Annotated in this window: 16 protein-coding genes and 1 riboswitch; of the genes, 4 read left to right on the forward strand and 12 right to left on the reverse strand. The window is 58.8% G+C overall.

The features are described from left to right. Positions 1 to 60: 60 nt before the first annotated feature. The 4 genes from polB to araB all read right to left on the reverse strand — a co-directional run bounded on the left by polB (position 61) and on the right by araB (position 6,499). Positions 61 to 2,418, reverse strand: coding sequence for a DNA polymerase II (gene polB, locus PI91_RS06060; RefSeq protein ID WP_039265662.1), 2,358 nt, complete (start codon positions 2,416 to 2,418; stop codon positions 61 to 63). Between the two features lie 74 nt (positions 2,419 to 2,492). Next, a complete protein-coding gene (gene araD, locus PI91_RS06065; RefSeq protein WP_008502011.1) occupies positions 2,493 to 3,188 on the reverse strand; it encodes an L-ribulose-5-phosphate 4-epimerase in 696 nt (231 codons plus the stop codon). 88 nt (positions 3,189 to 3,276) lie between these two features. After that, complete coding sequence (araA, locus tag PI91_RS06070; protein WP_039265663.1) at positions 3,277 to 4,779, reverse strand: L-arabinose isomerase; 1,503 nt, start codon at positions 4,777 to 4,779, stop codon at positions 3,277 to 3,279. Positions 4,780 to 4,789: 10 nt separating this feature from the next. Then, entirely contained in the window at positions 4,790 to 6,499 is a 1,710-nt protein-coding gene (gene araB, locus PI91_RS06075) for a ribulokinase (RefSeq protein WP_039265664.1), read from the reverse strand. A gap of 337 nt (positions 6,500 to 6,836) precedes the next feature. On the opposite strand from araB, the gene araC reads away from it, so the two are divergent. After that, positions 6,837 to 7,682 (forward strand): arabinose operon transcriptional regulator AraC, encoded by an 846-nt coding sequence (gene araC, locus PI91_RS06080; protein WP_023293301.1) that lies wholly within the window; start codon positions 6,837 to 6,839, stop codon positions 7,680 to 7,682. A 128-nt stretch (positions 7,683 to 7,810) separates the two neighbouring features. Then, the gene (locus tag PI91_RS06085; RefSeq protein WP_008502007.1) at positions 7,811 to 8,578 is read left to right on the forward strand and encodes a DedA family protein; all 768 of its coding nucleotides are present in this window, start codon (positions 7,811 to 7,813) and stop codon (positions 8,576 to 8,578) included. Positions 8,579 to 8,606: 28 nt separating this feature from the next. Here PI91_RS06085 and thiQ read toward each other — a convergent pair whose 3' ends face one another. From thiQ to sgrR, 4 genes are all read right to left on the reverse strand, one after another. Next, entirely contained in the window at positions 8,607 to 9,305 is a 699-nt protein-coding gene (gene thiQ / locus PI91_RS06090; RefSeq protein ID WP_023326687.1) for a thiamine ABC transporter ATP-binding protein ThiQ, read from the reverse strand. Beyond that, entirely contained in the window at positions 9,289 to 10,899 is a 1,611-nt protein-coding gene (thiP, locus tag PI91_RS06095; RefSeq protein ID WP_039265665.1) for a thiamine/thiamine pyrophosphate ABC transporter permease ThiP, read from the reverse strand. Before thiP ends, thiQ begins: the two co-directional genes overlap by 17 nt. Next, a complete protein-coding gene (gene thiB, locus PI91_RS06100) occupies positions 10,875 to 11,858 on the reverse strand; it encodes a thiamine ABC transporter substrate binding subunit (protein ID WP_039265666.1) in 984 nt (327 codons plus the stop codon). The genes thiP and thiB overlap by 25 nt, the downstream gene beginning before the upstream one ends. 31 nt (positions 11,859 to 11,889) lie before the next feature. Then, positions 11,890 to 11,990: riboswitch (TPP riboswitch) on the reverse strand. 36 nt (positions 11,991 to 12,026) lie between these two features. Beyond that, a complete protein-coding gene (gene sgrR / locus PI91_RS06105) occupies positions 12,027 to 13,682 on the reverse strand; it encodes an HTH-type transcriptional regulator SgrR (RefSeq protein WP_039265667.1) in 1,656 nt (551 codons plus the stop codon). 88 nt (positions 13,683 to 13,770) lie between these two features. Here sgrR and sgrT point away from each other — a divergent pair, with 88 nt between their 5' ends. Next, entirely contained in the window at positions 13,771 to 13,923 is a 153-nt protein-coding gene (sgrT, locus tag PI91_RS06110) for a glucose uptake inhibitor SgrT (RefSeq protein ID WP_008502002.1), read from the forward strand. Positions 13,924 to 14,043: 120 nt separating this feature from the next. Next, positions 14,044 to 15,222 carry a sugar efflux transporter gene (locus tag PI91_RS06115; RefSeq protein ID WP_032654857.1) on the forward strand — a complete coding sequence of 393 codons (1,179 nt, stop codon included), beginning with the start codon at positions 14,044 to 14,046 and terminating at the stop codon, positions 15,220 to 15,222. 58 nt (positions 15,223 to 15,280) lie between these two features. Here the strand turns inward: PI91_RS06115 and leuD are convergent, their stop codons facing one another. From leuD to leuA, 4 genes are read right to left on the reverse strand one after another with little or no spacing between them, the layout of a single operon-like run. Beyond that, positions 15,281 to 15,886, reverse strand: coding sequence for a 3-isopropylmalate dehydratase small subunit (gene leuD / locus PI91_RS06120; protein ID WP_028015497.1), 606 nt, complete (start codon positions 15,884 to 15,886; stop codon positions 15,281 to 15,283). A gap of 10 nt (positions 15,887 to 15,896) precedes the next feature. Continuing rightward, positions 15,897 to 17,297, reverse strand: a complete 1,401-nt coding sequence (gene leuC / locus PI91_RS06125) for a 3-isopropylmalate dehydratase large subunit (protein WP_032654853.1) — start codon at positions 17,295 to 17,297, stop codon at positions 15,897 to 15,899. A gap of 2 nt (positions 17,298 to 17,299) precedes the next feature. Beyond that, on the reverse strand, positions 17,300 to 18,391 hold the full coding sequence (leuB, locus tag PI91_RS06130) for a 3-isopropylmalate dehydrogenase (RefSeq protein ID WP_021240531.1): 1,092 nt from the start codon (positions 18,389 to 18,391) through the stop codon (positions 17,300 to 17,302). Continuing rightward, positions 18,391 to 19,962, reverse strand: a complete 1,572-nt coding sequence (gene leuA, locus PI91_RS06135) for a 2-isopropylmalate synthase (protein ID WP_021240530.1) — start codon at positions 19,960 to 19,962, stop codon at positions 18,391 to 18,393. Before leuA ends, leuB begins: the two co-directional genes overlap by 1 nt. Positions 19,963 to 19,966 lie beyond the last annotated feature (4 nt).

Below are 19,966 nucleotides of genomic sequence, written 5' to 3' on the forward strand. Positions count from 1 at the left end.
AAATGGGTCCGGGAATGGAAAGGGCGCTATGGTACTGGATGGCAGCCATTTCGTCACGCGTCAAAATAGGCCAAGTTGCCCTGTCACTAGTGTAGCAAAATCATCGTCGATGAAGGGCAAAATTCCGTCGGCAACCGGCTGAAGCTGACGCGTCAGATAGTGTTCATAATCCAGAGGCGAGTGCTGATAATCCACCGGTTCCGGACCGTTTATCGTCCAGACGTATTTGATGGTTCCCCGATTCTGATACTGCGGCGCGCGGCCACGGCGGACGTTTTCTTCGTCCGCGAGGCGCGCGGCGCGAACGTGCGGAGGAACGTTACGCTGGTACTCCGCGAGCGGGCGGCGCAGGCGTTTGCGATACACCAGCTGCGCGTCAAGTTCGCCTGCCATCAGGCTGGCGATCGTCTCGCGCACGTAGTCCTGATACGGCTCATTGCGAAATACCCGCAGATAAAGTGTTTGCTGGAACTGCTGCGCCAGCGGCGTCCAGTCGGTACGCACTGTCTCGAGCCCTTTAAACACCATCCGCTGCGCGTCGCCTTCCTGAATCAGCCCGGCATAGCGCTTCTTGCTGCCCTGATCGGTACCGCGGATGGTGGGCATTAAGAAGCGGGCAAAATGGGTTTCAAATTCCAGCTCCAGCGCGCTGGTTAACCGCGCTTTCTGCAGATGTTCCTGCCACCAGTCGTTCACGAAGGCAACCAGCGCTTTGCCGATTTGCGTGGCATCGTCTTCGGAATGCGCGCCCTTAAGCCATACAAAGGTGGAGTCCGTGTCGCCGTAGATGACGTCATAGCCCCGGGATTCAATCAGCGCTTTAGTCTGGCGCATGATCTCGTGCCCGCGCATGGTGATCGACGACGCCAGCCGCGGGTCGAAGAAGCGACAGGCGCTGGTGCCCAGCACCCCGTAGAAGGCGTTCATGATGATTTTCAGCGCCTGTGAGAGGGGCTTGTTGCCGTGGCGCTTGGCCTCATCGCGGCCGTGCCAGATGTTGCCCACGATGTCGGGCAGGCAGTGTTTTTCCCGCGAGAAGCGTGCGCCGAGGAAGCCTTCGGTGCTGTGTTCATCATCCGGCTGGGCCAGCCCCTCAACCAGCCCGACGGGATCGATCAGGAAGGTGCGAATTATCGACGGGTAGAGGCTTTTGTAGTCCAGGACCAGAACGGAGTCATACAGTCCTGGTCGGGAATCCATGACGTAGCCGCCGGGGCTGGCCTGCGGCGGCACGTCCCCGAGGTTGGGGGCGACGTATCCTGCCCGGTGCATTCGGGGAAAATAGAGGTGGCTAAAGGCCGCCACGGAGCCGCCGTGCCTGTCTGCCGCGAGTCCGTTCACCGTCGCGCGCTCCAGCAGGAAGGGCATGATCTCGGTTTTGTGGAAAATCCGCGTGACCAGCTCACAGTCTTTCAGGTTATAGGTGGCGAGCGCGGGCTTGTCTTCGTTAAAGCGCCGGTCGATCTCGTCCATTCTGTCCCAGGGGTTGTCGATGGATTTGCCTTCGCCAAGCAGCTCCTGCGCCACCGCTTCGAGGGCGAATGACGAGAAGTTCCAGAAGGCGGACTTGAGCGCCTCGATGCCGTCGATAATCAGGCGGCCGTTCGCCTGTGCGAAGAAAACGCCGTTCTTAAAACCGTGTTCGCGCCACTCAAGCTCGCTGTTGCCGCGCCCGAGCATCAGCGGGATGCGGTAACGCTCGGCGTGTTTTTGCAGCACGCGCAGGTCGAACTGCACCACGTTCCAGCCGATCAGAACGTCGGGATCGAAGTCGGCAAACCACTGGTTGAGCTTCTCCAGCAGCTGCGGCCGGCTGGTAACATACTCAAGCCGGAAATCCAGCGCGGAGGCATCACCATTCGGTGGCCCGAGCATATAGACAACCCGATCGCCGCAGCCTTCAAGTCCTATACAGTACAGTTCGCCGTGACGGGTGGTTTCGATATCCAGGGAGACCCACTTCAGCGGCGGACGGTAGTGCGGGTTCGGCTTCAGCCGCGCGTTAACGAGGCTGCCGTTGTGCTCGGTGCCATCGACCCAGACGGGCGCGGTAATAAACCGCTCCATCAGAAACCGCTCCGGTGGGCGGATGTCAGCTTCGTAGAGCGTCACGCCCGCCTCGCGGAGCAGTTTTTCATAGCGCATCAGCTGACGATGGGCGCGACAGTAGAGGCCGTAAACCGGCTGACGGTGGAAATCTTTCAGTTCAAGCGGGGTAATGCGCCAGCCGTTTTCACCGCGCAGCAGCTGTTTCACTTTTTCGACGTGCGCTTCAGGAATAAACGCCACGGACTCCTGCGGCGGCAGCGTCACCTGCAGCGGGCCGTTGTCCGTTGCCAGCCAGAATTCAACCTCGGTGCCCTGAGGCGTATCCCGCCAGTGTCGGGTCAGTAAAAAGCCTTCTTGCGCCTGCGCCACGCCGTTATCCCATAGAACAAAACCAGGCCTGATTATAGCCTGGTTGAGATTTTAATGCTGGGTTTATATACAGTTTACTGCCCGTAGTAGGCCTTCGCGCCGTGCTTGCGCAGGTAATGCTTATCCAGCAGGGTTTGCTGCATATCCGGCAGCTGCGGCGCCAGCTGTCGACAGAAGATCCCCATATAGGCGATCTCTTCAAGCACGATGGCGTTATGCACCGCGTCTTCTGCGTTTTTACCCCAGGCGAACGGGCCGTGGGAGTGCACCAGCACGCCGGGCATTTGCGCCGCGTCGATACCCTGTTTTTCAAAGGTTTCGACGATCACGTTCCCGGTTTCCCATTCGTACTCACCGTTAATCTCCGCATCGGTCATCAGACGCGTACAGGGAATGGTGCCGTAAAAGTAGTCCGCGTGGGTGGTGCCGGTCGCCGGGATGGACTGGCCCGCCTGCGCCCAGATGGTGGCATGGCGTGAATGGGTATGCACGATACCGCCGATGGTTGGGAATGAGCGGTACAGCAACCGGTGGGTTGGCGTATCGGAGGAGGGCTTTTTGTTCCCTTCCACCACTTCACCCGTTTCGATGCTGACCACCACCATATCGTCCGCCGTCATCACCGCGTAATCGACGCCGGAAGGCTTGATCACAAACACGCCTTTATCGCGGTCAACGGCGCTGACGTTGCCCCAGGTCAGGGTGACCAGATTATGTTTCGGCAGCGCCAGGTTGGCTTCGAGCACCTGGCGTTTGAGCTCTTCTAACATTGTTGTCTCCAGTGCCGGATGGCGCTTCGCTTATCCGGCCTACAGAACCGTAGGCCCGGTAAACGCGGTGCCACCGGGCATTCAGGGCTTAGCGTTTTGAACCGTAATAGACTTCGTTCCAGCGCAGCGCGTCTTTGAAGGCGGGCAGGCGGGTATCGTTATCAATGACGGTCAGCTCGATATCATGCAGCTCGGCGAACTGACGCATGTCGTTCAGATCCAGCGCGTGGCTGAAGACGGTATGGTGCGCGCCGCCGGCCAGGATCCAGGTTTCTGACGCGGTCGGCAGATCCGGCTGTGCTTTCCACAGGGCGTTGGCGACCGGCAGTTTCGGCAGGGAGTGTGGCGTTTCAACCGCATCGACGCAGTTCACCAGCAGGCGGAAACGATCGCCCAGATCGATCAGGCTGGCGTTGATGGCCGGGCCCGTGCGGGTGTTGAAGATCAGACGCGCCGGATCGGCTTTACCGCCGATGCCGAGGTACTGCACGTCGAGGATCGGTTTTTCCTCTACCGCGATGGAAGGACACACTTCCAGCATGTGCGAGCCGAGCACCAGGTCATTGCCGTTTTCGAAGTGGTAGGTGTAGTCCTCCATAAAGGAGGTGCCGCCCTGCAGACCGGTCGACATCACCTTCATGATGCGAAGCAGAGCGGCAGTTTTCCAGTCGCCTTCACCCGCAAAGCCGTAGCCCTGTTGCATCAGGCGTTGTACTGCCAGACCCGGCAGTTGTTTCAGACCGTGGAGATCTTCAAAGGTGGTGGTAAAGGCGTGGAAACCGCCCTGTTCCAGGAAGCGCTTCATGCCCAGCTCAATGCGCGCCGCGTCCAGCACGTTCTGGCGCTTGTCGCCGTTGATTTGTGCCGCAGGCGTCAGGCGGTAGCGGCTTTCGTACTCGTCCACCAGCGCGCTCACGTCGCCATCGCTGATGTCATTCACCACCTGCACCAGATCGCCCACGGCCCAGGTATTCACTGAGAAGCCGAACTTGATCTGCGCGGCGACTTTATCGCCGTCTGTGACCGCCACTTCACGCATGTTGTCGCCGAAACGCACCACTTTCAGGTGGCGGGTATCCTGCTTAGAGACCGCCTGACGCATCCAGGCGCCGATACGCTGTTGCGCCTTGCCATCCTGCCAGTGGCCGGTGACCACCGCGTGCTGCTGACGCATACGCGCGCCGATGAAGCCGAACTCGCGGCCGCCGTGTGCGGTCTGGTTCAGGTTCATAAAGTCCATGTCGATGCTGTCCCACGGCAGGGAGGCGTTGAACTGGGTATGGAACTGCAGCAGCGGTTTGTTGAGGATAGACAGGCCGTTGATCCACATTTTTGCCGGTGAGAAGGTGTGCAGCCACACCACCAAACCGGCGCATTTATCGTCGTAGTTGGCGTCGCGGCAGATGTGGGTGATTTCGTCCGGCGTCGTGCCCAGCGGTTTCAGCACCAGTTTGCACGGCAGTTTGGCTTCCGCGTTCAGCGCGTTAACGACGTGCTCCGCGTGTTTCGTTACCTGCTGCAGCGCTTCCGGTCCGTAAAGATGCTGGCTGCCAATCACAAACCACACTTCATAATTATTAAAAATGGTCATCATCGTGTCCTTAATGGGTCAGGGTTGCCGTAGTGTCCGCGGTGCTTTTGGCCGGGGCGGCGACAGGGAGATAGTGAAGTTCGGCGCTTTTTGCCCATTGCTGGTAGCGCTGATAAAGCTGTTCAAAGCGTTGTGCCTGCTGGGCACGCGGCTGAAGGGTGTTTTCGACGGCACTCGCCATATGCTGCTGCGCGGTGGGGATATCCGCATGGACGCCAGCGGCTACAGCGGCGAAAATTGCTGCCCCCAGCGCGCAGCACTGATCGGAGGCCACAATCTGGAGCGGACGGTTCAGCACGTCGCAGCAGGCCTGCATGATCACCGGGTTTTTACGGGCGATGCCGCCCAGCGCCATCACGTTGTTCACGTCGATGCCCTGCTCGGTGAAGCACTCCATAATCGCGCGGGCGCCGAAGGCGGTGGCGGCAATCAGACCGCCGAACAGCGCAGGCGCGTCGGTCGCCAGGTTGAGGTCGGTAATCACCCCTTTCAGGCGCTGGTTGGCAAACGGCGTGCGGCGGCCGTTAAACCAGTCCAGCACCACCGGGAGGTGGTCGAGAGACGGATTTTTAGCCCAGGCTTCGGTAAGCTGCGGCAGGAGCTGCTTTTTGCTCTCGGCGATCTGGGTTTTCAGTTCAGGATGTGACGCCGCCAGCCGATCCAGCGGCCAGCCGAGCACGCGGCCAAACCAGGCGTAGATATCGCCAAACGCGGACTGACCGGCTTCGAGGCCGATAAAGTCTGGCACCACGCTGCCGTCAACCTGGCCGCAGATGCCTTTTACCGCGCGGTCTCCGACGGTGGATTTATCTGCCGTCAGGATGTCGCAGGTGGAGGTGCCGATCACTTTGACCAGCGTGTTTGGCTGCGCGCCCGCGCCCACGGCGCCCATATGGCAGTCAAACGCGCCGCCGGAGATAGCTACGTTCTGCGGCAGGCCGAGACGCGTCGCCCACTCTTCGCAGAGGGTGCCGACGGGAATATCGGCGGTGAAGGTGTCGGTAAACAGCGGGTATGACAGGCTCTTGTTGATGATCGGGTCGAGCTCATCAAAGAACGCGGCCGGAGGCAGGCCGCCCCAGCTTTCATGCCACAGGGATTTATGCCCGGCGCTGCAGCGGCCGCGGCGGATATCCTGCGGGCGCGTGGTGCCGGAGAGCAGGGCAGGAACCCAGTCGCATAGCTCAATCCATGACGCCGCTGCCTGTGCGACAGACGCGTCCGCGCGGGTGACGTGCAGGATCTTGGCCCAGAACCACTCGCTGGAGTAAATCCCGCCGATATACCGTGAGTAGTCGGTTTTGCCCGGCTGATGGCATAAGCGGGTGATGGCTTCGGCCTCTTCCACGGCGGTATGGTCTTTCCACAGCACGAACATGGCGTTCGGGTTGTCGGCAAACTCCGGGCGCAGCGCCAGCACGCGGCCTTCGGCATCCACAGGGGCAGGCGTAGAGCCGGTGCTGTCGACGCCAATCCCCACAACATCGGCCCGCTGGGCGTCGGTCAGTTCGGCCAGGACGGTTTTGATCGCCGCTTCCATCGACTCGATGTAATCCCGCGGGTGGTGACGGAACTGGTTGTTTGGCGCATCGCAGTAGCGCCCCTCTTGCCAGCGCGGATACCACTCAACGCTGGTTGCTATCTCCTGGCCGGACGTACAGTCCACTGCCAGCGCGCGAACTGAATCGCTGCCAAAATCGAGGCCAATCGCAATTGCCATGGTGTTGCTCCATCGAAAAAACAGGTATGGAAGAACATTAGAGACTGGGGACAAAAGTCGTCAGGCAGGATCCGCTAATCTTATGGACTAAATTGCTGTTACAACGGAAAGTGTGACGCTGTGCAAATATTCAATGTGGACATTTCTGCCGCACTTATAGACACTTTTGTTACTGGTTATCTGCCTGCTCTGGCGGAGAAATCAGGGGGAAAGGCTGAAACATGGCGGACGTAAAAGCGGCGTGATGCTTTTTGGATCTTTTCGCGGGCCATTTTTAACCTGCATTTAGTGATATGGACAATTGGTTTCCTTCAGGACCCTTGGGAGAACTGAATCTATGGCCGAAACGCAGAACGATCCCCTGCTGCCGGGATACTCGTTTAACGCGCACCTTGTGGCGGGGCTGACCCCTATCGAGGCTGAGGGATATCTCGACTTTTACGTCGACCGACCGCTCGGGATGAAAGGGTATATCCTCAACCTGACCGTGCGGGGGGAAGGGATCATCAAGAACGGTGACCAGCAGTTCGTCTGCCGCCCGGGGGATATCCTGCTGTTCCCGCCGGGTGAGATCCACCACTATGGCCGACATCCGGATGCCAAAGAGTGGTATCACCAGTGGGTCTACTTCCGTCCGCGCGCCTACTGGCAGGAGTGGCTTTCCTGGCCGGCTATTTTTGCACACACCGGGTTTTATCGCCCGGATGAGGTGCATCTGGCGCAGTTTCGCGAGCTTTTTGCGCAGATTATCGAGGCGGGGCAGGCTGGTGGACGCTATGCCGAACTGCTGGCGATAAACCTCCTTGAACAGCTGCTGCTGCGGCGGATGGAGGCGATTAACGCGTCGCTTAACCCGCCGCTGGATAACCGCGTGCGCGACGCCTGCCAGTACATCAGCGACCACCTGGCCGATAGCCAGTTTGATATTGCCAGCGTCGCCCAGCACGTCTGCCTGTCGCCGTCGCGGCTGTCGCACCTGTTCCGCCAGCAGCTTGGCGTCAGCGTACTGAGCTGGCGCGAGGATCAGCGCATCAGCCAGGCGAAGCTGCTGCTCAGCACCACCCGGATGCCCATCGCCACCGTGGGGCGCAACGTGGGCTTTGAGGATCAGCTCTATTTCTCCCGCGTATTTAAAAAATGCACCGGTGCCAGCCCCAGTGAATTTCGCGCGGGATGTGAATAAACGGTAAAAAAAGATAAACAAACAGGTGAATGCAGAAAGCAACCTGTAAACTATTCAGACAATTGTTGCCTTGACGCGGTGCGGGGCGCTAAGCAGAATCGCTGATTCGTTTTCTGACCGGAATAGTTATGCAGGCATTGCTGGAACACTTTATTACCCAGTCCGTTATGTACTCGCTCATCGCCGTGGCGCTGGTGGCGTTTCTGGAATCGCTGGCGCTTGTCGGGTTAATCCTGCCCGGCACCGTGATGATGGCGGGGCTTGGGGCGCTGATCGGCAGCGGTGAGGTCAATTTCTGGCAGGCATGGCTGGCCGGGATTATCGGCTGTCTGCTGGGCGACTGGATCTCCTTCTGGCTGGGCTGGCGCTTTAAGAAGCCGCTGCACCGCTGGTCGTTCATGAAAAAGAACAAAGCGCTGCTGGATAAAACCGAGCATGCGCTGCACCAGCACAGCATGTTTACCATCCTCGTGGGCCGCTTTGTTGGGCCAACGCGTCCGCTGGTGCCGATGGTGGCCGGGATGCTGGATCTGCCCGTCGCGAAATTTGTGGTGCCGAACATTATCGGCTGCGTCTTCTGGCCGCCGTTCTACTTCCTGCCGGGTATTCTGGCCGGTGCGGCGATTGATATTCCTGACGGTATGCAAAGCGGTGAGTTTAAGTGGCTGCTGCTGGGCACGGCGGTCCTGCTGTGGCTGGCGGTCTGGCTCTGCTGGCGCCTGTGGCGCAGCGCGAAAGCGAGCGTCGATCGCCTGACGCGCTATCTTCCGCGCTCTCGTCTTTTGTGGCTGGCCCCGCTGACGCTGGGTGTGGCCGTGGTGGCGCTTGTGGCGCTGATTCGCCACCCGCTGATGCCGGTGTACGGTGAGATCCTGTTGAAAGTTGTGAGCCGTTAAGCGCCGGGCGGCACTGCGTTTGCCCGGCCTACGGTTTTATACCCAATAATCCAGAAGCGCTTTCTTTTCCGCTCATTAATGCTTCTGTTGCTCCATCCCACAAAATGCGTCCCTCCGCGATCACCACCGATCGCGGCGCAATCCGTGCGGCATCTTCGATACTGTGCGAAACCATCAGCATCGTAAGCTGTTGGCGCTGACAGACGTCCTTCACCAGCGCCAGCATCTCCTGACGCAGCGCGGGATCGAGCGCCGAGAACGGCTCATCAAGTAGCAGCAGCGGCTGCTCGCGCACCAGACAACGCGCCAGCGCCACGCGCTGACGCTGGCCGCCGGAGAGCTCGCCCGGCAGCCTGTCGATGAATTCAGCGATCCCCATCTGTGCGGCAATCACTTCAAGTTTTTCGCGTTGGGCATCGTTCAGCCTGAGCCCCGGATGCATTCCCAGCGCGATGTTTTGCCGCACCGTCAGATGGGTAAACAGGTTGTTTTCCTGAAACAGCATCGACACAGGGCGTTTAGCCGGAGGGGCGTTGGTGAAATCACGATTATCGATGGCTATCGACCCGCTGGCAGGTTGCAGAAAACCGGCGATCAAATTGAGCAAGGTGCTTTTCCCGGCACCGCTTGGGCCAAGCACCGCAATCCGCTCGCCCTGCTGAACGGAGAGCGTAAAGCGCATCGGCAGATGCTGATAGAGCCAGGTTACATCAGTCAGTTTTAACATCACGCCCCGGGAGTTTTTCGATAACGGTAAATAAGGCAAAGCACAGCAGCAGCAGTAACAGCGCGGTAACCGCGCCATCCTGACTGCGGTAAGAGCCGATTTGCTGATAAAGCCAGTACGGCAGCGTGCGGAAATCGTCATTGCCGAACAGCGCCACGACCCCAAAGTCTCCAATGGAGAGCACGCAGGCAAACGCCAGCGCCTGAGCAAGCGGACGTTTTAGCGCGCGCAGTTCCACAACCTTCAGCCGCTGCCAGCCCTGCATGCCCAGCGACTGGCACAGCAAACCGTAGCGGCTGTTGACGTCGCGCATCGGGTTTTCCAGCACCTTGAGCGCGTAGGGGATGGCCATTAAGGCGTTGGTAAAGATCACAATGCCGTCGGCACTTTCGGGCAGGCCGATGGTGCTGTTGAACAGTAAAAAGAAGCCTGTCGCCAGCACGATGCCCGGCATCGCCAGAATCAGCATGCCAGTCAGCTCCAGCATTTGTCCGGCTTTTTGCGCCTGGCGGGCGTAGAGTTCACGGCTGCTCCACAGCAGCATCATGGTCAGCATGACGCACAGTAACCCTGCCGCCAGCGCGATACGCAGCGAGGTCCAGGTCGCCTGCCAGAGAACGGGCTGTTGCAGGACGGACATAAGATTGAGGTTCAGGCCGTCAACGATAACGGCCAGCAGCGGCGGCAGCAACAGCAGCAGCGCCAGCGCGATCAGGATAAAATCGCTGATGCGGCTGTGCAGGCTGTCCTGCGGATCGCGCCAGCCGGTTATTTGATGACTACCTGCGGGAATGGCTTTACTCAGCCGCTGGCTCAACAGCACCAGCACCAGACAGCACGCCATCTGGACTATCGCCAGCAGTGCGGCGCGACCGGGATCGTAGTCGTAACTCAGCGCCTGGTAAATCGCCAGCTCAATGGTGGTGGCCTGCGGCCCGCCGCCAAGTGACAGCACGGTGGCAAAGCTGGCAAAGCAGAGCATAAAGATTAATGCCGCCACGGGCGGGAGCTGGCGGCGCAGCCACGGCCATTCGACAAAGCGGAAGAACGACCAGCCGCGCATGCCGAGCTGGGCGGCAATCTGCCGCTGCTCGCCGGGAATGTTCTCCAGCGCCTGCAAAAAGAGGCGCGTTGCCATCGGCATATTGAAAAACACGTGCGCCAGCAGAATGCCCTGCAGTCCGTAAGGCGAGAATGACCACTCAATACCAAGCTGGCCGAACAGCGAAGCCAGCCAGCCCTGGCGGCCGTAAACGCTCAGAATACCAAATACCGCTACCAGCACGGGCAGGATCAGCGTCATGGCGCACAGGCGCAGCAGGGCCTGCCTGCCGGGGAAACGCCGCCGATAGAGCGCGCGTGCAAGAAAAATAGCTGGGATCGCCGACAGCAGGGCAGAAAGAGACGCCTGCCAGAAGGAGAACCGGATAACGTGCCAGAGGTAGCTGTCGTGCCAGAGGGCGAGCAGGTCGCTCTCCGGTGCGTTAAACCACAGCGCAAGAAAGGCTCCCAGACTGACCGCCACCATCACGACGGCGGCGAGCAATCCGGGGAGTAACCAGCCGGGAATTAACGGCTGACGGCGCGTTGCCATTCACTTACCCATGCGGCACGCTGCGCGGCGACCTGCTGCGGCGTAAACTCCAGCGAGGTTTTCGGCTTGGTCAGCTGCTCAAAACCAGTGGGCAGCGCAACGCTGGTGATCGGATACATCCAGTTGCCCGCTGGAATGGCGTTCTGGAATGCCGGTGAAACCATAAACTTCAGGAACTTCTCGGCCAGTTCCGGCTGTTTGCTGGCGGCGGTACGCGCGGCCACTTCCACCTGCAGATAGTGCCCTTCCGCAAAATCAGCCGCAGCATAGTTGTCTTTCTTCTCAGCGATAATGTGGTAGGCCGGGGAGGTGGTGTAGCTCAGCACCAGATCGCTTTCGCCTTTCAGGAACAGGCCATAGGCTTCGCTCCAGCCTTTGGTTACGGTGACGGTTTTGGCGGCCAGCTTCTGCCACGCTTCCGGCGCCTTATCGCCGTAGACTTTCTGCATCCACAGCAGCAGGCCCAGGCCCGGCGTGCTGGTCCGCGGGTCTTCGTAAATCACGCGCCACTTCTGGTCGCTTTCCACCAGCTCTTTCAGGCTCTTCGGCGGGTTTTTCAGCTTGTTTTTATCGTAGACGAAAGCAAAGTAGCCGTAGTCGAACGGCACAAAGGTGTCGTTCTTCCAGCCGCCCGGCACGTTAACGGCCTCTGCCGCGACGCCGCTTTTGGCAAAGAGTTTGGTTTGCGAGGCGGCTTCCAGCAGGTTGTTATCCAGCCCGAGCACCACGTCGGCCTTGCTGTTTTTGCCTTCCATGCGCAGGCGGTTGAGCAGCGAAACGCCATCTTCCAGCGCCACGAACTTCAGCTCGCAGTTGCAGTCGGCTTCAAAGGCTTTTTTGACGACCGGGCCAGGGCCCCAGTCGGCAGAGAAGGAGTCGTAGGTGTAGACCGTCAGAACGGGCTTGGCTAAAGCGGGCAGCGCGAACAGCGCCAGCAGGGGGAGAACTTTTTTTAACACTTTGCACCTCAGGGTTGAGTGGCAAAGGATTTTGAGCGACAGCCTCAAATCCCTTCGCCGGCGTTATCCGGATCAGGTTCGACGGGTATTATCTCAGCGCACATCTGTGATGCAGCACCCCGTTGAGAACGGCGCTATTGTAATGATTTGGTGAATATTACGAAAGCGTTATGGCTCCGGGGGCGCAAACCAGGCGGATTTAAAATCAAACCAGCCCAGGGTGTTCATCCGCAGGCCGCGCATGCTGCGCTGGCCCTGGATCATCAGCCAGTGGTGGATCAGCGGGACGATCGCCTGCTCGGCCAGCAGCTGCTGGCACCACACGGCAAGATTCATCTCGCCCGCACGCCACAGAGCGGCATCCTGCTGCCAGTCCCGGTCGATGCAGTGCTGGATCAGCGGGACTTCATACAAATGCGAGAAGAGGGAAAAATCGAGCGGCAGGGTAAAGTTAGCGCTGTTGAGCCAGATATCGCTGGTAAGCTCACCCTGGTGCCATTCGTCATAGTCCACTTCCCTGATGTCCAGCCTGACTCCCTCCGCTGCCAGCAGGCGGGTCATGATCCTGGCGATAAAACGATGCTCAACATGATCGCGGTAGTAGGTCAGGGTGATGGACTCCAGCCCTGCGGGCTTGTCGCAGCGCGTTGGTCGGGCATGGTGCCAGCGCGGAAGCAGGCCGTACGCCGGGAACCAGTATGTCTGGTATTGTTCTTCCGCATGGTAGATAAGATTGGAAGGAGACAGCACGTGGCTGATCCACTTGCGGACAGCCGGGTTTGCCCCACGGTGGGTGCGGCGGTCAAAGAGGAGATAGTAGCAGCCCTCCTCCAGGCGGCTCTCCACGGCCTTTTCTCCGGTGGTGGGGCCTTCAAGCGTCAGCCCGCAGCTCAGGTCTTCATTGAGATCCGGTAATACCCACACGTTCACTTCGTCGATCAGCGCCCGATAGCCAAAGTAGTCATCGAACGCGCGGATTTTCAGCTGGTTGCTGTTATTGCGGGAGACGGAGTAGGGCCCGGTGCCTATCGGCAGGCTGGCAAAATTGTTCAGTGATTCCCACTCGGCAGGCAAAATCATCGACGGCACATAGCCCAGCAGCCAGGGAAGCCACTTGTCCTGCTGCGCCAGCTCGATATCCAGCGTCCAGGCCGTGGGGGAGTGGATGCGCGAAATATGCGAGTAGAGCGGCAGCCTGCGGGCGCGTTCCAGAGAGGCGATGACGTCGTGCATCTCCAGTTCGCGACCGTGGTGAAAGTGGATGCCCGGGCGTAAGAAGAAGCGCCAGTGGCGCGGGGAAAGCTGTTGCCAGTGGTGCGCGATATCCGCCTCCAGTTCCCCGTTTTCCTCATTTATCCGCGTCAGGCCGCTGAAGATTTGTCGGGCCATGTGGGTTTCAGAACGCCGTAACGCCGTGCCGGGCAACAGATTTTTCATCGGACGGTAGTAGAGCACCCGCAGAATGTGTCGGCCCTGACGAAAACTACGTCCGAGATGGGAGACCAGCATCTGGCGCACGGCGGCCTTGTCGCCCACCAGCTGGACCAGCTGATCGATACGGTCCTGCTCGAGCAGGTCTTCTGCACGCTGCTGCTGCAATGCCAGCCCGGTGTAGAGAAAGGTCAGCCGCGAGCGTTTCCCGCGTCCCGCCTCCGCTTCCCAGCTTAACCACCCCTGCTGCTGCATGGTATTGAGCAGCGTGCGCATATGGCGGCGGGAACAGCTAAGCAGGTCAGCCAACTCGTTGAGCGTGGTTTCCTGCGATTGCCCCTCACAGCACTGCCAGAGGCGGATAAATTGTTGCTGCAGACGACCGGAAGGCATAAAAGAGGAACTCCTGACAAAAAACCAGCAATTTATTAATCCCTATATTAGGCCAATAATGCTTCCCGATGAAGCGAGGAGGTAAATGATGAAGAGGTCTACCGCACGTCAGTTTTATCAGCAGTACTTTTCAGCGACAAAAGGATCGTCCTGGCTGGCCCGCCCGTGTGCAGAGCAACGGCTGAAAATGTTAGAAGAACTGATGCAGTGGGACGTTACGAAACCGGCCTCTTCTCGCTGACTCGCCTCGATCATGTGTGACTGAGTATTGGTGCTAATCACCCGCCAGCAAAATGTTTTTGCTGGCTTTTTTCGTTTATTCTTTCACCCAATTTCGATTCGCTTTCACAAGGACTTGCGCATGCTGTGGTTGATGACGATGGGGCGACGCCTGAACGGCGTGTATGCCGCTTTTATGCTGGTGGCCTTTATGATGGGCGTGGCGGGAGCGCTGCAGGCGCCGACGCTGAGCCTGTTTCTCAGCCGCGAGGTGGGGGCACAGCCGTTCTGGGTGGGGCTGTTTTATACCGTCAACGCGATAGCCGGGATCCTGGTCAGCCTCGCGCTGGCGAAGCGATCGGACAGCCAGGGCGATCGTCGTAAGCTGATCCTCTTTTGCTGCGCCATGGCCGTGGGTAACGCGCTGCTCTTTGCTTTCAATCGTCATTACCTGACGCTCATTACCTGCGGCGTGCTGCTGGCGTCGCTGGCGAACACCGCCATGCCGCAGCTGTTCGCGCTGGCCCGGGAATATGCGGATAGCTCGGCGCGGGAAGTGGTGATGTTCAGCTCGGTGATGCGTGCCCAGCTCTCGCTGGCGTGGGTCATTGGCCCGCCGCTGGCCTTCATGCTGGCGTTGAACTACGGCTTTACCGCGATGTTCTCCATCGCCGCCGGGATTTTTGTCATCAGCCTGGCGCTGATAGCCTTTGCGCTGCCGTCCGTGGCGCGCGTCGAACAGACAGCGGATAAACCGCTCACCCAGGTGAGCGGCTGGCAGGACAAAAACGTCCGCATGCTGTTTATTGCCTCCACGCTGATGTGGACCTGCAACACCATGTACATCATCGACATGCCGCTGTGGATCAGCAGCGATCTGGGCTTACCGGACAAGCTCGCGGGGATCTTAATGGGCACCGCTGCCGGGCTGGAAATTCCGGCGATGATTCTGGCGGGCTATTACGTTAAGCGCTTTGGGAAGCGTCGGATGATGATCGTCGCCGTGGCGGCCGGGGTGCTGTTTTACGCGGGACTGATCCTTTTCCATTCGCGCGAAGCGCTGCTGGCGCTGCAGCTGTTTAATGCTGTGTTTATTGGCATCGTTGCCGGGATCGGCATGCTCTGGTTCCAGGATCTTATGCCCGGACGCGCAGGCTCTGCGACCACGCTTTTTACCAACAGCATTTCGACCGGAGTGATCCTGGCGGGGGTGATTCAGGGGGCGCTGGCGCAAAGTTACGGGCATGGCTCAGTTTACTGGGTGATTGCCGCGATTTCGGTGGTTACGCTTGGGCTGACTTGCCGGGTTAAGGATGTCTGATTCTGGAAGGCGGCTTTACGAAACAAATCAATGGCCCGCTTTTTGCGGGCCATTGTCTTTAGCCCATAAACGCAGGCTGTTTTTTCTCGTACGCGGAGATGGCGTCTTCGTGCTGGAGCGTCAAACCAATGCTGTCCAGACCGTTCAGCATGCAGTGGCGGCGGAACGCATCAATGCTGAAGCTGTAGGTTTTATCCCCGGCTTTCACCACTTCCGCTTCCAGATCCACTTCAAACGCCATGCCCGGATTTGCCTTAACCAGCGCGAACAATTCATCGACCTGTTCGTCGCTCAGCGTCACCGGCAGCAACTGGTTGTTGAAGCTGTTGCCGTAAAAGATATCCGCGAAGCTGGGGGCAATGACCACCTTAAAGCCGTAGTCTGTCAACGCCCAGGGGGCGTGTTCACGCGACGAGCCGCAGCCAAAGTTTTCCCGCGCCAGCAGGATGGATGCGCCTTTGTACTCCGGGAAGTTCAGAACGAATTCCGGATTAGGCACCTCGCCTTTATCGTCCAGGAAACGCCAGTCGTTGAACAGGTGCGCGCCAAAGCCAGTGCGGGTCACCTTCTGCAAAAACTGCTTAGGAATGATCGCGTCCGTATCAACGTTAGCGGCGTCCAGCGGGACAACACGGCCCGTATGTTGGGTAAATTTCTCTGCCATGATTGTCTCCTTATTTCAGGCTGCGAATGTCGGCGAAATGGCCGGTGACTGCCGCAGCGGCGGCCATTGCCGGGCTGACCAGATGGGTACGCCCACCGCGGCCCTGACGGCCTTCAAAGTTACGGTTGCTGGTGGAGGCACAGCGCTCACCCGGATTCAGGCGATCGTTATTCATGGCCAGGCACATGGAGCAGCCAGGCAGGCGCCACTCGAATCCTGCTTCGATAAAGATCTTATCCAGACCTTCGGCTTCCGCCTGGGCTTTCACCGGACCGGAGCCTGGAACCACCAGCGCCTGCACGCCCGGTGCGACTTTACGGCCTTTGGCAATCTCTGCCGCCGCACGCAAATCTTCGATACGGGAGTTGGTGCAGGAGCCGATAAATACCTTATCAATGGTCACGTCGGTCAACGGTACGCCGGGTTTCAGCCCCATATAGGCCAGCGCTTTTTCCGCACTGGCGCGCTCGACCGGATCGGCGAAGGAGGCCGGATCGGGAATGGCGTCGTTGACGGAAATTACCTGGCCCGGGTTGGTTCCCCAGGTCACCTGAGGGGCAATCTCTTCTGCCTGCAGCGTGACAACGGTATCAAACGTTGCCCCGCCGTCGGTTTTCAGGGTTTTCCAGTACGCTACCGCGTCGTCAAAATCCTGGCCCTTCGGCGCGTGCAGACGGCCCTTCACATAGTTGAAGGTCGTTTCATCTGGCGCGACCAGACCGGCTTTGGCACCCATCTCAATGGCCATATTGCACAGGGTCATGCGACCCTCCATGCTCAGCGCCTGAATCGCGTCGCCGCAGAATTCAACGACGTGGCCGGTACCGCCTGCGCTGCCGGTTTTACCGATGATCGCCAGCACGATGTCTTTCGCGGTAATGCCAGGTGCCGCTTTGCCCTTCACTTCAATCTTCATCGTTTTGGCGCGGCCCTGCTTCAGGGTCTGCGTCGCCAGCACGTGTTCAACTTCAGACGTGCCAATCCCGAACGCCAGGGCGCCAAACGCGCCGTGGGTTGCGGTATGGGAGTCGCCGCAGACGATGGTCATGCCCGGCAGGGTAATTCCCTGCTCTGGCCCCATCACGTGAACGATGCCCTGATAGGGGTGGTTCAGATCGTACAGCTCAACGCCAAATTCGTTGCAGTTCTTGATCAGCTCCTGCATCTGGATACGCGCCATCTCACCCGAGGCATTAATGTCTTTGGTCTGGGTGGAAACGTTGTGATCCATCGTCGCGAAGGTTTTACCCGGCTGACGTACCGGGCGCTTGTGCGCGCGCAGGCCGTCAAATGCCTGAGGAGAGGTCACTTCGTGTACCAGATGACGGTCAATGTACAGCAGTGGGGTTTCGTTTGGTGCCTCGTAGACAACGTGCGCATCAAACAATTTTTCGTATAACGTTTTGGCCATGATTACACCCCTTCAGCGACATAGCGGGCAATAATGTCGCCCATTTCATCGGTACTGACTGCCGCCGCGCCGCGTGATAAATCACCGGTACGAACGCCTTCTTCTAACGCCCGGTTAATGGCATTTTCAATTGCGGTTGCTGCATCGCCTGCATCCAGGCTGTAGCGCAGCAGCAGGGCCAGAGAGAGGATCTGCGCAATCGGGTTAGCGATGTTTTTGCCCGCAATATCCGGCGCGGAACCGCCTGCCGGCTCGTACAGGCCAAAACCTTCTTCATTCAGGCTGGCGGATGGCAGCATGCCCATAGAGCCGGTGATCATCGCGCACTCGTCTGACAAAATGTCGCCGAACAGGTTGGAGCACAGCAGCACGTCAAACTGGGACGGATCTTTAATCAGCTGCATGGTCGCGTTGTCGATGTACATGTGCGACAGCTCAACGTCCGGGTACTGCTTCGCGACTTCGCTGACGATCTCGCGCCACAAGATGGAAGACTGCAGCACGTTCGCTTTATCAATGGAGGTCACTTTATGGCGGCGCTTGCGCGCTGACTCAAAGGCGATATGGGCGATACGTTCAATTTCGAAGCGGTGATAGACCTCAGTATCGAACGCCTTCTCATGCTGGCCGCTGCCTTCGCGCCCTTTTGGCTGACCGAAATAGATCCCGCCGGTCAGTTCACGCACGCACAGAATGTCGAAGCCGTTGGCGGCGATATCCGCGCGCAGCGGGCAGAACTCTTCCAGGCCCTGGTACAGCTTCGCCGGACGCAGGTTGCTGAACAGCTTGAAATGTTTACGCAGCGGCAGCAGCGCGCCGCGCTCTGGCTGCTCTGCAGGCGGCAGGTGTTCCCACTTCGGGCCACCGACGGAACCAAACAGCACGGCATCGGCATTTTCACAGCCTTCTACGGTCGCTTTCGGCAGTGGCGTACCGTGGTTATCAATCGCAATACCGCCCACATCGTAGTGGCTGGTGGTGATTTTCATCGCAAAACGCGCGCGAACGGCTTCCAGTACTTTCAGCGCCTGTGCCATCACTTCCGGGCCAATACCGTCGCCCGGTAACACAGCAATATGGTAATTCTTCGACATTACACGGTTTCCTTGTTGTTCTCTTTATTCTGAGCTTTGCGTTGCAACTCTTTTTCGACTTCGGCGGCGCGCCAGATGTTGTTCAGCACATGCACCATCGCTTTCGCGGAGGATTCAACGATATCGGTCGCCAGGCCCACGCCATGGAAACGGCGGCCATTGTGGGTCACAACAATGTCGACCTGGCCCAGCGCATCTTTGCCGTGGCCCTTGGCCGTCAGGTCATATTTCACCAGCTCAACGTCGTACTCGGTGACGCGGTTGATCGCCTGATAAATGGCATCCACAGGGCCGTTTCCGTTCGCCGCTTCGGCCTTAATTTCATCACCGCAGGCCAGCTTGACAGAGGCAGTGGCGATGTCGCTGGAGCCGGACTGCACGTTGAAGTAATCCAGACGGAAGTGCTCTGGCTCTTCCTGCTGCTTGTTAATAAAGGCCAGCGCTTCCAGGTCGTAGTCGAACACCTGACCTTTTTTATCGGCCAGCTTCAGGAAAGCGTCGTACAGCTGATCCATGTTGTAATCGCTGTCCTTATAACCCATCTCTTCCATGCGGTGCTTCACCGCCGCACGGCCGGAACGCGAGGTCAGGTTCAACTGGACCTGATTCAGGCCAATGGATTCCGGGGTCATAATTTCGTAGTTTTCACGGTTCTTCAGCACGCCATCCTGGTGAATACCGGAGGAGTGCGCGAAGGCGCCCGTGCCGACGATCGCTTTGTTGGCCGGAATCGGCATGTTGCAAATCTGGCTGACGGTCTGGCTGGTGCGCCAGATCTCGTTGTGATTGATGCGGGTGTGCACGTCCATGATGTCTTTGCGCACTTTGATCGCCATGATCACTTCTTCCAGCGAGCAGTTGCCCGCGCGTTCACCGATACCGTTCATCGCGCCTTCTACCTGACGCGCGCCAGCGTGGACGGCTGCGATGGCATTGCCCACGGCCAGACCCAAATCATCGTGGGTGTGGACGGAGATAATCGCTTTATCAATGTTCGGTACGCGGTCATACAGGCCGGTGATGATATTGGCGAACTCAAACGGCATGGTGTAGCCGACAGTGTCCGGAATGTTGATGGTTTTGGCGCCGGCATTGATGGCGGCTTCCACCACGCGGGCCAGATCTTCAATCGGCGTGCGGCCCGCATCTTCACAGGAGAATTCAACGTCATCGGTGTAGTTACGTGCGCGTTTCACCATATATACCGCGCGCTCAATCACCTCATCCAGCGTACTGCGCAGCTTGGTGGCGATGTGCATAGGTGAGGTGGCAATAAAGGTGTGGATACGGAACGCTTCGGCCACTTTCAGCGACTCAGCCGCGACGTCGATATCTTTTTCAACACAGCGTGCCAGACCGCACACGCGGCTGTTTTTAATGGTGCGGGCGATAGTCTGGACGGATTCGAAATCACCCGGAGACGAGACCGGGAAACCCACCTCCATCACGTCGACACCCATACGTTCGAGAGCCAGCGCGATCTGCAGTTTCTCTTTTACACTCAGGCTTGCCTGTAATGCCTGTTCACCGTCACGTAAAGTAGTATCGAAAATAATGACTTGCTGGCTCATGGGT

Origin of the sequence: Enterobacter sp. FB, assembly GCF_000805795.1 — a bacterium.
GTDB classification, from domain to species: domain Bacteria; phylum Pseudomonadota; class Gammaproteobacteria; order Enterobacterales; family Enterobacteriaceae; genus Enterobacter; species Enterobacter roggenkampii.

Bases quoted from the DNA above. Each gene is read 5' to 3' on its own strand.
- araD (WP_008502011.1), bottom strand. From the start codon at position 3,188: ATGTTAGAAGAGCTCAAACGCCAGGTGCTCGAAGCCAACCTGGCGCTG.
- araB (WP_039265664.1), bottom strand. From the start codon at position 6,499: ATGGCAATTGCGATTGGCCTCGATTTTGGCAGCGATTCAGTTCGCGCG.
- thiP (WP_039265665.1), bottom strand. From the start codon at position 10,899: ATGGCAACGCGCCGTCAGCCGTTAATTCCCGGCTGGTTACTCCCCGGA.
- leuB (WP_021240531.1), bottom strand. From the start codon at position 18,391: ATGTCGAAGAATTACCATATTGCTGTGTTACCGGGCGACGGTATTGGC.
- PI91_RS06115 (WP_032654857.1), top strand. From the start codon at position 14,044: ATGCTGTGGTTGATGACGATGGGGCGACGCCTGAACGGCGTGTATGCC.
- leuD (WP_028015497.1), bottom strand. From the start codon at position 15,886: ATGGCAGAGAAATTTACCCAACATACGGGCCGTGTTGTCCCGCTGGAC.
- sgrT (WP_008502002.1), top strand. From the start codon at position 13,771: ATGAAGAGGTCTACCGCACGTCAGTTTTATCAGCAGTACTTTTCAGCG.
- sgrR (WP_039265667.1), bottom strand. From the start codon at position 13,682: ATGCCTTCCGGTCGTCTGCAGCAACAATTTATCCGCCTCTGGCAGTGC.
- araA (WP_039265663.1), bottom strand. From the start codon at position 4,779: ATGACCATTTTTAATAATTATGAAGTGTGGTTTGTGATTGGCAGCCAG.
- araC (WP_023293301.1), top strand. From the start codon at position 6,837: ATGGCCGAAACGCAGAACGATCCCCTGCTGCCGGGATACTCGTTTAAC.
- PI91_RS06085 (WP_008502007.1), top strand. From the start codon at position 7,811: ATGCAGGCATTGCTGGAACACTTTATTACCCAGTCCGTTATGTACTCG.
- leuA (WP_021240530.1), bottom strand. From the start codon at position 19,962: ATGAGCCAGCAAGTCATTATTTTCGATACTACTTTACGTGACGGTGAA.
- leuC (WP_032654853.1), bottom strand. From the start codon at position 17,297: ATGGCCAAAACGTTATACGAAAAATTGTTTGATGCGCACGTTGTCTAC.
- thiQ (WP_023326687.1), bottom strand. From the start codon at position 9,305: ATGTTAAAACTGACTGATGTAACCTGGCTCTATCAGCATCTGCCGATG.